This is a genomic window from Corallococcus sp. CA047B, assembly GCF_003612065.1.
Classification (GTDB): domain Bacteria; phylum Myxococcota; class Myxococcia; order Myxococcales; family Myxococcaceae; genus Corallococcus; species Corallococcus praedator.
Genome location: NZ_RAWD01000252.1, coordinates 1 through 14,662, shown reverse-complemented (window position 1 = coordinate 14,662; position 14,662 = coordinate 1). Strand labels below are relative to the sequence as shown.

Annotated in this window: 14 protein-coding genes; 7 read left to right on the top strand and 7 right to left on the bottom strand. The window is 70.0% G+C overall.

The genetic code is table 11. From position 1 onward, the window contains the following. Nucleotides 1-360 precede the first annotated feature (360 nt). Complete coding sequence (locus D7X74_RS30385; RefSeq protein ID WP_120536506.1) at nucleotides 361-2,466, top strand: M4 family metallopeptidase; 2,106 nt, start codon at nucleotides 361-363, stop codon at nucleotides 2,464-2,466. Between the two features lie 83 nt (nucleotides 2,467-2,549). On the opposite strand, the gene D7X74_RS30380 is transcribed toward D7X74_RS30385, so the two are convergent. Further along, complete coding sequence (locus D7X74_RS30380; RefSeq protein ID WP_120536505.1) at nucleotides 2,550-3,860, bottom strand: M18 family aminopeptidase; 1,311 nt, start codon at nucleotides 3,858-3,860, stop codon at nucleotides 2,550-2,552. A 12-nt stretch (nucleotides 3,861-3,872) separates the two neighbouring features. Beyond that, entirely contained in the window at nucleotides 3,873-4,706 is an 834-nt protein-coding gene (locus tag D7X74_RS30375; RefSeq protein WP_167508813.1) for a hypothetical protein, read from the bottom strand. Nucleotides 4,707-4,832: 126 nt separating this feature from the next. On the opposite strand from D7X74_RS30375, the gene D7X74_RS30370 reads away from it, so the two are divergent. Further along, a complete protein-coding gene (locus D7X74_RS30370) occupies nucleotides 4,833-5,543 on the top strand; it encodes a hypothetical protein (RefSeq protein ID WP_120536503.1) in 711 nt (236 codons plus the stop codon). A 71-nt stretch (nucleotides 5,544-5,614) separates the two neighbouring features. On the opposite strand, the gene D7X74_RS30365 is transcribed toward D7X74_RS30370, so the two are convergent. Both D7X74_RS30365 and D7X74_RS30360 read right to left on the bottom strand, forming a co-directional pair. Then, nucleotides 5,615-6,550: an acyl-CoA dehydrogenase family protein gene (locus tag D7X74_RS30365; protein WP_120536502.1), complete on the bottom strand. Its 936-nt coding sequence runs from the start codon at nucleotides 6,548-6,550 to the stop codon at nucleotides 5,615-5,617. Between the two features lie 48 nt (nucleotides 6,551-6,598). Then, a complete protein-coding gene (locus tag D7X74_RS30360) occupies nucleotides 6,599-7,303 on the bottom strand; it encodes an SET domain-containing protein (protein WP_120536510.1) in 705 nt (234 codons plus the stop codon). A gap of 103 nt (nucleotides 7,304-7,406) precedes the next feature. On the opposite strand from D7X74_RS30360, the gene D7X74_RS30355 reads away from it, so the two are divergent. Then, nucleotides 7,407-7,781 (top strand): DUF423 domain-containing protein, encoded by a 375-nt coding sequence (locus D7X74_RS30355; protein WP_120536509.1) that lies wholly within the window; start codon nucleotides 7,407-7,409, stop codon nucleotides 7,779-7,781. Between the two features lie 9 nt (nucleotides 7,782-7,790). On the opposite strand, the gene D7X74_RS30350 is transcribed toward D7X74_RS30355, so the two are convergent. Continuing rightward, nucleotides 7,791-8,099: a hypothetical protein gene (locus D7X74_RS30350; RefSeq protein WP_120536501.1), complete on the bottom strand. Its 309-nt coding sequence runs from the start codon at nucleotides 8,097-8,099 to the stop codon at nucleotides 7,791-7,793. Between the two features lie 182 nt (nucleotides 8,100-8,281). Here D7X74_RS30350 and mug point away from each other — a divergent pair, with 182 nt between their 5' ends. Next, nucleotides 8,282-8,839, top strand: a complete 558-nt coding sequence (mug, locus tag D7X74_RS30345) for a G/U mismatch-specific DNA glycosylase (protein WP_233602323.1) — start codon at nucleotides 8,282-8,284, stop codon at nucleotides 8,837-8,839. A gap of 7 nt (nucleotides 8,840-8,846) precedes the next feature. Here mug and D7X74_RS30340 read toward each other — a convergent pair whose 3' ends face one another. Further along, the gene (locus D7X74_RS30340; protein WP_120536500.1) at nucleotides 8,847-9,680 is read right to left on the bottom strand and encodes a 3'(2'),5'-bisphosphate nucleotidase CysQ; all 834 of its coding nucleotides are present in this window, start codon (nucleotides 9,678-9,680) and stop codon (nucleotides 8,847-8,849) included. A gap of 215 nt (nucleotides 9,681-9,895) precedes the next feature. Here D7X74_RS30340 and D7X74_RS30335 point away from each other — a divergent pair, with 215 nt between their 5' ends. From D7X74_RS30335 to D7X74_RS30325, 3 genes are all read left to right on the top strand, one after another. After that, nucleotides 9,896-10,399 (top strand): DUF3592 domain-containing protein, encoded by a 504-nt coding sequence (locus D7X74_RS30335; RefSeq protein ID WP_120536499.1) that lies wholly within the window; start codon nucleotides 9,896-9,898, stop codon nucleotides 10,397-10,399. Between the two features lie 86 nt (nucleotides 10,400-10,485). Next, nucleotides 10,486-10,974 (top strand): GNAT family N-acetyltransferase, encoded by a 489-nt coding sequence (locus tag D7X74_RS30330; RefSeq protein WP_120536498.1) that lies wholly within the window; start codon nucleotides 10,486-10,488, stop codon nucleotides 10,972-10,974. 106 nt (nucleotides 10,975-11,080) lie between these two features. After that, a complete protein-coding gene (locus D7X74_RS30325) occupies nucleotides 11,081-12,676 on the top strand; it encodes a carboxylesterase/lipase family protein (protein WP_158622318.1) in 1,596 nt (531 codons plus the stop codon). Nucleotides 12,677-12,745: 69 nt separating this feature from the next. Here D7X74_RS30325 and D7X74_RS30320 read toward each other — a convergent pair whose 3' ends face one another. After that, nucleotides 12,746-14,428 (bottom strand): glutamine--tRNA ligase/YqeY domain fusion protein, encoded by a 1,683-nt coding sequence (locus tag D7X74_RS30320; protein ID WP_120536507.1) that lies wholly within the window; start codon nucleotides 14,426-14,428, stop codon nucleotides 12,746-12,748. Nucleotides 14,429-14,662 lie beyond the last annotated feature (234 nt).

Genomic DNA, 14,662 nt, shown 5'->3' with positions numbered 1-14,662 from the left:
CCCCCAGGGTCCAGCCCCCGCCCATCCCGGCCGGGAAACCATGCATCAGTGTATCAGTCACCCCGTCCACGCCCGCCAGGGCCCCTTTCCACCACGGCGGATTTTTCCAAGAATTTCCGGCCTTTTTTCACGCCATTAAACACTCGAATTGTGACGGCCTGCGTCGGGAATTCCAGGAGTTCGAGTCGGGCAGGACCCCAACTGCAAGTAAAATCGGCGTGTCAACCGACGAAATCACCGGAACTCAACCATCTGTATTCATTGTTTTCTGGGAAGACGCGTTAACTTTCGCAACCCATCGGAAACTCTGAAGTTGGCTCATGCGAGAATCCTTCATCCCCCTTGCAGTGTGAGTGACCCATGAGCATTCGCCGCACCGAAGGTCAGACTCCCGTAACGCTCCGTCCCACCACTGAGACCGCGAAGGCCCCGGCGAAGGCGCAGAACGTCCTGCGCGTGAAGGACGGCTTCGAGTCCGTCAAGGGCGTGGCCGGTGCCAACACCGCCGCGGCCGTCGTGCCCCCCACGACGACGTCGACGCAGGGCGCGGCCCCGGGCCGCCTCGCGCTGGACAGCAAGGAGGCGCAGTCGGCCATCCAGACGTCGCTGAAGCACCTCACCCCGCCCCTGACGGCGTCGTCGCTGCTGGCGGCCAACAAGTCCGGCCCCACGCTGGCGCCCAAGAGCGTCGAGCGCGACGAGCTGGGAATGACGCACGTGCGCCTGGATCGCGTGCACGAGGGCGTGAAGGTGTTCGGTGAGCAGCTCATCAGCCACCTGGGCACGGACGGCAAGGTGTCCAGCGTCACGGGCGAGCAGAACCCCATCCCCGCGGGCCTGGGTTCGCAGAAGCCGAAGCTGGCGCCGCAGCAGGCCATCGACATCGCGAAGAAGGAGCTGGGCGGCAAGGCCGACAAGCAGCCCTCTTCCGAGCGCGTCATCTACCAGGACCAGGCCGGCAAGTACCACTCGGCCTACCAGGTGGAAGTGACGCAGATCGCCGGGCAGGAGAAGCCCAAGAAGCAGAACTACATCATCGACGCCAACACGGGGAAGGTGCTGGAGAGCTTCAACAAGATCGGCGGCTACTCGCGCCCGGCGGCCGCGGACACCCAGCAGACGACGGTGCTGGCGACCCCGAACGCGCCCATCCCGGACCTGGGCAAGGCGGAGTCGAAGGTCACCGTCACGAACGACATCACGGTGGACTCGCTGAAGCTGGACCTGGACATCAAGCACACGTTCAGCGGCGACCTCACCATCAGCCTGACCAGCCCGTCCGGCAAGACGGCCGTCGTGCAGAGCCGCAAGGGCGGCAGCGTGGACGACGTGAAGGGCTCCTTCGACCTGTCCGCCTTCAAGGGTGAGTCGGCCAAGGGCGAGTGGACGATCACGGTCGAGGACAAGGCCAAGCGCGACACGGGCACCCTGCAGTCCTGGGGCCTGACCGTGACGGGCAAGGGCAACACGCCTCCCCCGACGGACCCCGTGAGCACGGCGGACGACCAGTCCATGTACAGCGGCCACGTCGACCTGAAGACGACGAAGAACGCGGACGGCACGTACTCGCTGGAGGACTCGACGCGCGGCAAGGGCGTGGTGACCTACGACGCGAAGAACGCGTCCACGGCCAGCGGCCAGACGAAGATCACCGACAACAACGACAAGTGGGGCGAGGCCACCGACCCGGCGCGCGCCAAGGCCGGCATCGACGCGCACTACGGCGCGGCCATGACCTACGACTTCATGAAGAACGTCCTGGGCCGTGACTCCATCGACGGCGCGGGCGAGAAGCTCGTCAGCTACGTGCACGTGAAGAACAACTACGTGAACGCGTTCTGGGACGGCGAGAAGATGAGCTACGGCGACGGCGACGGCAAGAACGCCGGCCCGCTCACCACGCTGGACATCGCCGGCCACGAGATCGCGCACGGCCTCACCGAGCGCACCGCCGGCCTCATCTACAGCGGCGAGTCCGGTGGCCTGAACGAGTCCTTCAGCGACATCATGGGCACGGGCGTGGAGTGGTACGCGGCGCAGAACAACCCCGAGGCCAAGTGGAACTGGACCGTGGGCGAGGCCGCGTGGACGCCGACGAACGGCGACCCGAACGACGGCCTGCGCTACATGAACGACCCGACCAAGGACAACTACTCGGTCGACAACTACAAGAACTACCCGAAGCAGACGGAGGTGCACGGCTCCAGCGGCATCTCCAACAACGCCTTCTACCTCCTGGTGGAGGGTGGCAAGAACCGCACCTCCGGCCTGGAAGTGAAGGGCGGCGTCGGGATGGAGGACGGCCTGAAGATCTTCGGCCGCGCCCTCACCACGTACATGACCCCGAAGACGACGTTCGCCCAGGCCCGCGAGGCCACCATCAAGTCCGCCACGGACCTGTACGGCGCGGACTCCAACCAGGTCCAGAAGGTCAAGGACGCCTGGACCGCGGTCGGCGTGAACTAGTCGTCACCCAAGCTTCCTGAAGCACTCCGAGGCGGGTCCGGTGTCGAAACCGGGCCCGCCTCTTCCTTTGCGCAACGCCCGCTTCAGGCGAAGAAGCGCGTAAGCACCGCCACCATGCGGGCCACGTCGGACGCGGCGGCCATCTCCCGGATGGAGTGCATGGAGAGCATGGGGTTGCCCACGTCCACCGTGCGGATGCCCAGCTGTCCCGCGGTGATGGGGCCAATGGTGCTGCCGCAGCCCAGGTCCGTGCGGGTGACGAAGTGCTGGGGCGTGACGCCGGCCTCCTTGCACAGCGCGGCGAAGTGCGCCCACGACTCGCCGTCCGTCGCATAGGACTGGTTCACGTTGCTCTTGATGACCGGGCCGCCGCCCAGCTGCGGCTGGTGCTTGGGTTCGTGCATCGACGGGTAGTTGGGGTGCACCGCGTGCGCCATGTCCGCGCTCACCATGAACGAGCGGCGGATGGCGCGGTGGAACGCGTCCGCCTTTCCGTCCGCGTGCGCCTGGACGATGCGCTCCAGCAGGTCCTTCAGGAACGGCGACGCGGCGCCCTGCGCGCTGCGGCTGCCGCACTCCTCATGGTCGTAGAGCACCACGCCGCAGGTGGCCTCGCGCGGGCCGCCCGGCGACAGGAGCGCGGTGAGGCCGGTGTGGCAGGACGCCAGGTTGTCCAGGCGGGGCGCGTGGAGGAACTCGCCGTGCAGGCCGGAGCGCGTGGACGGCTGCACGTCGTAGAGGCACAGGTCGTAGCCCAGCAGGTCGTCCACGGCCGCCGTCACGCCCTGCTTCGCCAGCTCCTCCACCAGCAGCGCGCGCAGCTCCGCGGGGCCCGCGCTCTCCAGGCCCAGCACGGGCACCATGTGCTCCTGCGGGTTGAGCTTCAGGCCCTCGCTGTTGACGGCGCGGTTCAGGTGGATGGCCAGGTTGGGCACGCGCAACAGCGGCCGGCGGAAGTCCACCAGGTGGTGTTCGGGGCGGCCGTTCTTCAGCACCACCACGCGGCCCGCGAGCGACAGGTCGCGGTCCGTCCACGTGTGCAGCAGCACCCCGCCATAGATTTCCACGCCGAGCTGCTGGTAGCCGTGGCGGTTGACGGGCGCGTTCGGCTTGAGGCGCAGGTTGGGGGAGTCCGTGTGCGAGCCCACCAGCCGGAAGCCGGTGGCATCCACCGGCTTCGTGCCCAGCTGGAAGGCGGCGATGCTCGTGTCGCCGCGCACGACGAAGACCTTCTCGCCGGGCTTGAGGGACCAGGACTCGCGTTCGTCGAGCGCGCGGTAGCCCGCGTCGGTGAGGCGGCGCGCCGTCTCCCGCACGGCGTGGTACGGCGTGGGCGACGCGTCGATGTACTGGAGGAGGTCTCCGGCCTGCTTGTCGGTGTCGGTGGGGCTCATGGGCCCGGCACGCTAACCCCGTCCGGCCTCCATGCCACGTCCCACTGTCGTTCCCTGGACAGGCAGCCGGGCGCCCGCCGGCAGGATGGTGGAGGAGGCGCGCGTCTTCGGCCCGGCATCCAGGAAGGTCCCCAGGAGCACCCAGCGGCGGGCGGCCTCCTCGCGGGCCTTCTTCGCGACGAGCGGCGTCGTGTAGTGCCAGAAGGGCAGCCGGTACACGGTGATGCCGCCCACGGTGCTGACCTTCGTCAGCTCGGAGAAGTGCCCGTCCTTCGCGTACACGAGGAACTGGTGGTCCACGGCGGGCATCGTGAGGCTGACGTGCATGTCCACGTAGCCGTGGCGCGCGTCGTCCTCTTCCGGGTGGTGGTCGGTGTGAGGGCCCGTGTAGTCGCCGGGGCTGTAGCAGAGCGTCTGGATGCCCCACCCCCGCTTGAGTGCCCGGCCGCTCACCGCCGCCGCGAAGCCCGCGAACGTGTCCGAGCGCAGGAGCGCCACCAGCCCCAGCGCTTCCGCAGCGCGCCACGAGCGCGAGCGCCGGCTCTCCAGCAGCGCGGTGCGAACGCGCACCGTCTTGGGCAGCGCCTCCGTGTAGTTCTCCACCATGCCGGAGATGGAGTCCTCCGGGATGGGGTCCTCCATCGTCACCAGCGTGTCGCGCATCGCCGCGTCCAGCGCATCGCGGACCTGCGACGCCTTCTTCACGTCGATGACGCCTTGCAGCGCGATGAAGGGACGCGTGGGGTCCAACAGCGCGCCGCAGGTCTCGGAGTCTCGACCTTCGAGAATGCGACGACCCTTGGGGGTGAGGAGGTCAGCGAACTGGGTGGGAAAGCGCGGGGCCATGGCGCGCACCATAGCGGCCCGGAGGCGGAACGCACGCGTCAGGGAGGCCAGACACCGGGGCGAGGCAACTCCCCTGCTCGCCCGGGCGATAATCCGTTACTCCGAAATCCAGGGTAGAAGGTGACCATGACGTCCGTCCGCCGCCCCCCCAGCGCCGCCCCCTCCGCAGCCACGACTCGCACGCAGGCCCCGGCCGCGCAGCCCGCCCGGACCAATCAGGTGACGCAGGTGTCGCGCGCGGAGGTGCTCAACCGCGCGGAGCTGGCGCGAATCCGTTCGACGCAGGCTCCGGTGGCGCCGACGCCGGGCTCGTGGCGTGGCGGCGCGAACACGGAGGTGGGTCGCGCCATCCAGACGATGCGCTCGCGCCTGTCGGACGTGAACATCAGCATCAAAGGTGACACGCCGCAGAGCCTGTTCGACCGCGCCATCCTGGACAACAAGCACGTGACGAACGAGCAGATCCTGGAGATGTCCAAGGTGACGCTGGAGCAGCTCGCCACGGATCCGAAGGACCGCGCGAAGGTGCTGGAGAAGGTGCCCAACGCGCGCGAGCTGCCGGTGCACAAGTTCACGGTGGCGATGCTGTCCGCGGTGACGGGCATCGACCGCGCGAAGCTGTCGGAGGCCTGTCCGGACCTGGGGCTCACGGGCGCGCCGGGCACTCCGCTGCTCTACGCGGCCAAGACGGAGCGCATGCAGCGCTCCACCGCCCTGCACGACTTCACCGACTACATGCGCGGCGCGGGCGTGAAGGGCATGAACAAGGCCGTCTGGGGCGTGGAGAACCGCATCCTCTCCGCCATCGTCTCCGCGGCCGGCGGCGGTCGGTACTGAAGTCGTAGCACCGGGCCCATGCGCAGGAGGCGGCACGACGCCCCTCCCGCGCGGGCCAGCACGGAGCAGGCCTACTCGTCGCCCGTGCCCCCGGCCAGCTTCTGACGCGCGGACTCCAGCCGCTTCACGCGCACCTTGCCGGCCAGGTCGAGCAGGCGCCGGTCGCGCTGCCACTTCTCCCGCGTCTCCACGTCCACGCCCTCCCAGGCCGTCTCGCAGCGCTCCAGCGCGCGGTGCAGCTGCGTGAACGCGCCGCCCAGCGCCACGTGCACGCCCAGCTCACTGGGGTCCTCCTGCGCCAGCGCCCGCATCAGCACCGCGATGGCGACCAGCTCCTCGCGCAGCGCCACCGGCCAGCCGCACCTCCGGCCCACCTTCACCAGCCAGCCCAGCACCGCCAGGTTGACGTGGCAGTCCTCCACCGTGCGGAACGGCCGCAGGTAGCGCGTGTACCCATCTCCGGGCAGCACGTCCTCGGGGCCCACGGTGACGCCCTCCAGCCGCAGCGCCGCGTGGGGCACCTCCGGCACGAAGCCCAGCGGCGGCAGCGGCTCCACCTGCACGCCCGGCTTCTTCGCGTCCACCATCACCATGCGCAGACGGTTGCGCCCCTGCGCGTCGCGGCCCTCGGTGGCGACCACCAGCAGCACCTCCGCGTACGTGCCCAGCGTGACGTAGGTCTTCGCCCCGTCGAGCTTCCAGCCCGCGCCGGCCGGCGTGAGCGTGGTCTCGATGGCGCTGGGATGCCCGCCGCCGGACTCGGTGGCGCAGAGCGCGACGCGCCGGTCCGGGGGAAGCTGGGGGAAGAGCGAGCGCAGCGCGGCGTGGTAGCCGGACGCGAACGCGAACCCCAGCCGGTCCGCCCGGAACCCGCTGGCGAGCGCCAGGTCCGCGGGGGCCGGGAAGCGCGGCAGCACCGCGAGGTGCCGTCGCCACCAGGCCTCCACTGAATCGAGCGCGGGTGAATCGGGAGCTTCGGTGAGCAGGAAGCGCAGGACGTCTTTCACGCCCCCACTCTAATGCCCCCCTCCGGAAACGCGCGCGCCCGTTTGGCTTCAGCCCGCCGCGCGGCGGCCCCGGCCCGCGGTCTTCGCGCGCTGGGTGCCCCGCTGCTTGCTCGCGGCGGACTTTGTCTTGGAGGCCGGCCGCGACTTCGACTTCGGGGCGGACTTCGACTTGGACGCGGCCTTGGAGGCCGTCTTGGACTTCGACGCGGCCTTGGACTTGGACGCGGGCTTGGAGGCCGTCTTGGACTTGCCCGCGAGCTTCTTGCGGCGCGCGCGGGCCTTCTTCTCCGGCGCGAGGATGGTGCCCCGACACGAGGGCGTGCCGCAGCGGCAGATGTAGAGCCCCTCGGCGTCATCGCCCATCTCCGGGGTGCGCTCGTAGGCGTAGTCGTACGTCAGCTCCTCCCCCGGTTCGATGGCGCGCAGCGCGTAGATGTGGATGTGGCCCTTGTCGATGAGCGACTGGCAGTTGGGCTCGCACGAGTGGTTGATGTAGCGCGACTCGTTGTGCAGCGTGCCCGCGTCCAGCACCGTGTCGTCGTCCAGGTTGAAGAGGAAGGTGTGGTGGCGCTCCATCGACTCGTCGTCGTAGCGCGCGTCCGCCTGGGCCTGGGTGAGGCGCTCACCGATGTACTCGATGATGCGCGCGCCCTTGCGGATGCGGCGGGTGGCGAAGGCACCAAGTCCCTGGATGGGCGACTGGCGCAGCTCGAAGGGGATCGACGGGGTCGGCTGGAAGGAAGGAGAAGTCATCATCGGGGGTGGAGCGGCTGGGGCGGGGTGCGTGTTCAACCAGGACGCTGCCTTCAGGGGCGGTGTAGCGTGCCGCAGTCAAGCGCGCGAAGAAAGGCACTCGATCATGCGGTGGTGGCTCGTGGTGGGAGCGGTGAACGCTTTCCTGTCCGTGGCGGCGGGGGCCTTCGGGGCGCATGCACTGCGGGCCCGGCTGCCCCAGGATCTCCAGGTCATCTTCGAAACAGGCGCGCGCTATCACATGTACCACGCGCTCGCGCTGGTGGCCGTGGGACTGTTGGGCGTGACGCGACCCTCCGCGCTCCTGTCCGCCTCCGGGTGGGCGATGCTCGCGGGCATCGTCCTGTTCTCCGGCAGCCTCTACGCGCTCGCCCTCTCCGGGGTGCGTGTGCTGGGCGCCATCACCCCGCTGGGCGGCCTGGGCTTCCTCGCCGGATGGATCCTCTTCGCCGTGGCCGCGTGGCGCACGTCGCCCTGAGGCGCGCTGTCACTCCTTCAACAGGGGCGGCAGCGGGTAGATGAGGTCCAGGTCGCGGTGGTTGCGCACCCCGCAGGCCTCGCGCTGCACGGTGAGGTTCCAGCGCAGGCGCTCCGCTTCCTTCCAGAGCGCGCGGTACGTCCCGTAGCGCGCGGCCCGTGAAGCCCCGGACAGGGCGCACAGCTCGCGCTCGGACTGGGACAACGCCGCAAGGGCCTTCTCCAGGCTGTCCCCAGAGCGACGCAGACCGGAGGCGCGCTCGCGCTGGAAGTCCACCTCGACGGGCAGCAGGGTCTCGACCTTCACCGGACGGGCCATGGCCCTGGCGGATAACAACGACGCCGGGGCTTCGCATCGCGCGCCGGGGGACGACCGGGCCCCCCTGCCCTCGCCCCCACCGGGCGGGCAGCCGGCCTGCGCCGACAGGGCCTGGAGTCCCCGCGCGGGAAACCTTCGTGCGACGCGGCACCCAACCCGCTAGGTTTGGACTCCCACGCCCGATGAAGACGCTCCACCGCCCCACGAAGGACGAGCTGTTCGCCGCCACCGACCGGACCGTGCCGGACTTGCTGGCCCCGGGCATGCGGGTGCTCTTCTGCGGCATCAACCCCAGCCTCTACTCCGCCGTGGTGGGGGTGCACTTCGCACGGCCGGGTAACCGCTTCTGGCCAGCGATGCACCTGTCGGGCTTCACGCCGCGGCGCTTCCTGCCGTCCGAACAGGACGAGCTGAAGGCGCTCGGCCTGGGCATCACCAACGTGGTGGACCGGGCCACGGCGTCCGCGGACCTGCTGGACGCCGAGGAGTACGTGGCGGGACGCGGCAACCTGGAGCGCAAGGTGAAGCGCTACCGTCCGGCCTTCCTCGCGGTGCTGGGCCTGGGCGCGTACCGGAGCGCCTTTGGCCGGCCCAAGGCGCGGTTCGGCCGCCAGGAGGAGACGCTGGGCGGCACCGGGCTGTGGGTGCTGCCCAACCCGAGCGGCCTCAACGCCAGCTACCAGCTCCCGGACCTGGCGCGCCTGTTCGGCGAGCTGCGCCGCGCGGTGGACGCGGGCTGAAGCCGCGTCACTTCAGGAGGCCGGCCTCGCGGGCCACCTGCGACGCGACGGGCAGCACCTGGTCGAAGGCGGCGGCGTTGCACGCGAGCAGGCCCCGGTGGTTCTGGAGCTCGGAGCCATCGTAGCGGTACGGCACGCCGGCCAGGTCCGTGAGGACGCCGCCGGCTGAACGGATGACGGCCTCCGGCGCGCAGTTGTCCCAGCGGTAGCTCTTGTCGCTGACGTGCACGTAGAGGTCGCAGCGGGCCTCCGCGAGCAGGCCGCACTTGAGGCCCACGGAGCCGGACTCCGTCTCCCGCGTGATGCCCAGCCGCTTCACCACCGCGTCCGTCGTCTTGGAGCGGTGCGAGCGCGACACGACGAGCCGAAGCGACGCCGGATCCGCCACGTCCGACACGCGCAGCGCGCGGCGGCCCTGCGGGTCCTCCACGTAGCCCTGCTCGCCGACGACGCCTGAGTAGAGGACGTCTCCGACGGCGCGGTAGACGACGCCCAGCGCCGCCCTACCCTCCACCGCGAGGCCGATGTGAATGGCGAACTCGCCGTTGCGGTTCACGAACTCCTGTGTGCCGTCGAGCGGATCCACGTACCAGCAGCGCTCGAAGCGCTTCGCGTCGGACGCGTCCTCGTTCTCCTCCGCGACCACGCCGTCGCCTGGGAAGGCCTTGCGCAATTCGCCCACGATGAAGGCGTTGGCGCGCTCGTCGGCCAGCGTGACGGGCCCCGCCCCGCCGGCCTTGTCCGTGACGGAGAAGTCGGTGGCGTAGACCTGCAGGAGGATGTCACCAGCCTGGCGCGCGATGCGCCGGGCCACTTCGAGCTCAAGAGCGAGAGCGGGCATGGAGTGCCTGCGAGTCTGCCCGCTCGGCGCTGCTTTGGAAACCAACGACGGAGGGACGCGCTGGGGCGGATTGCCCCACGGGGGAAGATTGCCCCACGCGGCAGGGGACGCTCCGCCCCGGGAGGGACGCTGGCCCGGGGGCTGCAATCGCTGGAGCGCAAGACGTCTTCCAGCGCCGGGGGCCCAGGGGCCGGGCGCGGCAAGGATGCACCGCGATGATGAAATGGCTGATGGGATTGGGCCTGCTGGGCATTGGCGTGGCGCTGGCGTTCGCGGGCGGGCGGATGATCTACCGCACGACCGTGAGCAGGAGCTGGCCCACGGTGCAGGGCACGGTGGTGGAGTCCCGCGTGGAGACGCTGCGCGCCAAGCGCTCCGTGAGCTTCCGGCCGGAGGTGAGCTACCGCTACGAGGTGAACGGCACCCCGTACACCTCCGACACGTTCGCCTTCGACGGCCACGCTTCCGGGGGCCTCGTGGAGGCCCAGGCGGTGACGCGGCACTACCCGGCGGGGACCCCGGTGACGCTGCACTACGAGCCGGCGGATCCGTCGGTGGCGTGCATCCAGTGCGACACCCTGGGCGTGTCGAACTACGTGGTGACGCTGGTGGGCGCGCTGTTCGCGGTGGTGTCCGCGTGGGGCCTGATGGACATGGCGCGCTCGGAACTCAGCGACAGGAGGCGCCAGCAGCAGCCGGTGCGCTCCGGAGCCCGCTAGTACCGGGCACTTCCCTCCGGAAGGCTTCGACAGACGCGGCCCCGGGTGCCCATCCTGGGGCGCCAACCCCGCCGTCTGGAGTCCGCATGCCCGTCATCATCCGTCCCGCGAAGGCCTCGGACGCACCCGCGCTGGGTCGCATGGGCGCGGCGCTCGCGCACCAACACCATGGCTTCGACGCCGAGCGCTTCATGGTCCCCGACGACGTGGAGGCCGGCTACCGCTGGTGGCTGGGCAAGGAGGCGCGCCGTCCCGACGAGGCCGTGGTGCTGGTGGCCGAACTGGACAGCGACGTCGTGGGCTACTGCTACGGCCGGCTGGAGGGCGTGGACTGGAACATGCTGCTCGACAAGCACGGCGCCCTGCACGACATCTGGGTGGAGGAAAAGGCGCGCGGCACCGGCACCGGCCGGCTGCTCGCGGAGGCCATGGTGCAACGGCTCACGGAGATGGGCGCGCCCCGTGTCGTGCTGTCCACCGCCGCCAAGAACGAGTCCGCGCGGCGCCTGTTCGAGCGGCTGGGCTGGCGCCCCACCATGGTCGAGATGACCCGCGAGGCGCCGCCCCGCTCATAGCCGCCCTTCAAGCACCCGGCCCTGCTGGGACGCCTCCACCTGCTGGTGCGTGAAGGGCTGTTCGTAGTACCCCATGGGACAGCCTGGATTAGCGTCGCGGCTCCCCATGTCCAAGACCGCTCCGCACCTGCCCTGGCTCCTGTCCCTCATCCTGCTCTGGGGCTGCTCGGACCTCGTGGATCCTCCGGACGCGAGTTCCTCCATCGAGGGCGTCGTCACCCATGCGCTCGACGTGGCGACCGACGACGGTCCGGTCCGGGGTTCCACGCTCGGTGGACTCAATGTCTTCAAGGGCATCCCCTACGCGGCGCCTCCGACGGGGAGCCGGAGATGGGCCCCGCCCGCGCGCCCCACGCAGTGGACCCAGCCCCTTGCCGCCACCGCCTTCGGTCCACCCTGCCCCCAGCTCAGGGAGGAGGTCCTCCACCTGAACGAGGACTGCCTGCGCCTCAACGTGTGGGCCCCCGCGGCCGCCGCGAAGCCTCGCGCGGTGCTCGTGTGGATCCACGGTGGCGGCTACGTGGAGGGCGCATCCAGCGAGGCCTGGTACGACGCCGCGCAGCTCGCCGAGCGCGAGGACCTGGTCGTCGTGTCGTTCAACTACCGGCTGGGCCTGCTCGGCTTCCTCGCCCTGCCCCAGCTCACCGCGCCGGACGGGGGCACCGGCAACTGGGGCCTGCGGGATCAGATCGCCGCGCTGGACTGGGTGCGCCGCAACATCGCCGCGTTCGGAGGCGACCCGAAGCGCGTGATGATCGCCGGTGAGTCCGCGGGCGCCGTCTCCGTGACGACGCTGCTGGCGGCCACGCCGGCCCAGGGGCTGTTCCAGCGCGCCGCCATCCAGTCCGGCACCTACCGCCCCGTCCTGGAGAAGGAACAGCCGGTGGGCGCCTTCCCGTCGGCGTACTTCGTGGGCCTCGTTTCAGCCATCGTCCTGGAGTGCACCGAAGGAGACATCGCCGCGTGCCTGCGCGCGAAGCCCGCCGTGCAGGTGCTGGGAACCCAGTTGCAGCTCACGCCCGTGACGGAGATGGGCTTGAGCCTGTGGCCCACGCTGCCGGTGGTGGACGGCGTGGTGTTGAAGGGTCGGCCGCTCGCGAGGGTGCTCGCGGGCAGCGGGGACGTGCCGGTGCTGGTGGGCGCCAACGACAACGAAGCCAGCTTCGTGCTCGCCAGCATGGGCGTCGTCGGCAACCCGGGCGACTTCGGCCGCTACGTGGACGCATTGGGCGCGAGCGCCAGGAAGGCGCAGCTCACCGCGCTCTACCAGCCCTCGGTGGTGGGCGAGATCGCCGCCGCGGACGCCCTGGGCACGGACCTGTCGTTCGCGTGTCCGGCGCAGCGGCTGGCCACCGCGAGCGCCACCGTGGGCACCGCCCCCGCGTACCTCTACCGCTTCGCACGGGCCCTCCCCAACGGCCCGCTCGCGCCCCTGGGCGTCGCGCACGGGACGGACATCGTCTACCTCTTCGGCCGCTTCGACGCCGTGGCCACCACGCCCACGCCGCAGGACCTGACGCTGTCCTGGCAGCTGCAATCCGCCTGGGGCGCCATGGCGCGCACCGGCTCGCCCATCCCCGCGTGGCTGCCGTATTCGCCCGGCGGCACGTTCATCACCTGGAACACGCCCGCCACGACGGAGGCCACCTGGCGCGGTGGACGCTGCGCCTCGCTGGACGCGTGGGGCCTGCTGCCCCCTTGAGAAACGACGAAGCCCCGGGCGGACAGGCCCGGGGCTCCAGGGTGCATCACGAAAGGCGAAGGCGCCGCCCTACTTCTTCTGCTCCTTCACCCAGGAGTCCTTCAGCGTCACCGTGCGGTTGAACACGGGCGCGCCCGGCTTTGAATCCACCGCGTCCGCGCAGAAGTACCCCAGGCGCTCGAACTGGAAGCGGTCCCCCGGGTTCGCCTGCGCGAGCGACGGCTCCACGCGCGCGTCGGAGACGACCTCCAGGCTGGCCGGGTTGATGAACGCCTTGAAGTCCTTCTCCTTGTCCCGGTCCGGCTGCTCCACGGAGAAGAGCCGGTCGTACAGCCGCACCTGCGCGACAGGGGCGTTGCCCGGCACCCAGTGCAGCGTGCCCTTCACCTTGCGGCCGTCCGGCGAATCCCCGCCGCGCGTCGCCGGGTCATAGGTGCAGCGCAGCTCCGTGATGTTGCCCGCCGCGTCCTTGATGACCTGCTCGCACTTGATGAAGTACGCGGAGCGCAGGCGGACCTCCTTGCCCGGCGCCAGACGGAAGAAGCCCTTCTCCGGCACCTCCTGGAAGTCGTCCGCCTCGATGTACAGCTCGCGCATGAACGGCACCTTGCGCGTGCCCAGCTCCGCCTTCTTCGGATGGTTGGCGACCTCCAGCTCCTCGGTCTGCCCCTCCGGGTAGTTCTCCACCACCACCTTGAGCGGACGCAGCACCGCCATGGCGCGCGGCGCCGTCTCATTCAGGTCGTCCCGGATGCTCAGCTCCAGCACGCCCATGTCGATGAGGCTGTCCGACTTGCTCACGCCGATGCGCCTGGCGAAGTCGCGCAGCGACGCGGGCGTGTAGCCCCGGCGACGCAGGCCGCTGATGGTCAACATGCGCGGGTCGTCCCACCCGGACACCAGCCGCTCCGTCACCATCTGGAGCAGCTTGCGCTTGCTCATCACCGCGTACGTGAGGTTCAGCCGCGCGAACTCGTACTGGTTCGGCCGGTCGCCCTTGATCAGCGCGTTGACGATCCAGTCGTACAGCACGCGGCGGTTCTCGAACTCCAGCGTGCACACCGAATGCGTGATGCCCTCGATGGCGTCCGACAGACAGTGCGCGAAGTCATAGAGCGGGTAGATGCACCACGTGTCACCCGTGCGGTGGTGGTGCGCGTGCCGGATGCGGTAGATGGGCGGATCGCGCAGCACCGGGTTCGACGACGTCATGTCGATCTTGGCGCGCAGCGTGTGCTTGCTGTCCGGGAACTCGCCCGCCTTCATCCGGCGGAACAGGTCCAGGTTCTCCTCCACCGAGCGCGTGCGGTACGGGCTGTCCCGGCCCGGCGTGGTGAAGTCACCGCGGTACGCGCTGATCTCCTCCGGCGACAGGCTGCACACGTAGGCCTGGCCCTGGGAGATGAGCTGCTCGGCGAAGGCGTAGAGCCGGTCGAAGTAGTCCGACGCGAAGAAGCGCCGGTCGTCCCAGTCGAACCCGAGCCAGCGCACGTCGCGCTGGATGGACTCCACGTAGTCGGTGTCCTCGGTGAGCGGGTTGGTGTCGTCGAGGCGCAGGTTGCACTTGCCGCCATACTGGTTCGCCAGCCCGAAGTTCAGCGCGATGGCCTTCGCGTGACCGATGTGGAGGTAGCCGTTGGGCTCGGGCGGAAAGCGGGTGTGCACGCGACCGCCGTGCTTGCCGGTCCTCTGGTCCTCCTCGATGACCTCCTGGAGGAAGTTGAGGCCCTGCGTCTCGTTCGTCGTCGTCATGATGGGGTGAATCCTGTTGAAGCCGGACAGGGGGGGCAAGATCTTCCTGACCCGAAACCCCGCCCATCCATTTTAACCGGGGCGCTTCAGACTTCCGCGAGCAGCGTTTCCCAGGCCTTGAGGGCCCGGTCGGCGGACAGCTCTTCCGCCCGGGCCAGGGCGCGGGCCCGCAGGTCCTCCCGCCAGGCCGCGTCCGTCACCACCCGCCCCAGGGCCTCCGCCATGGAGGCGTCG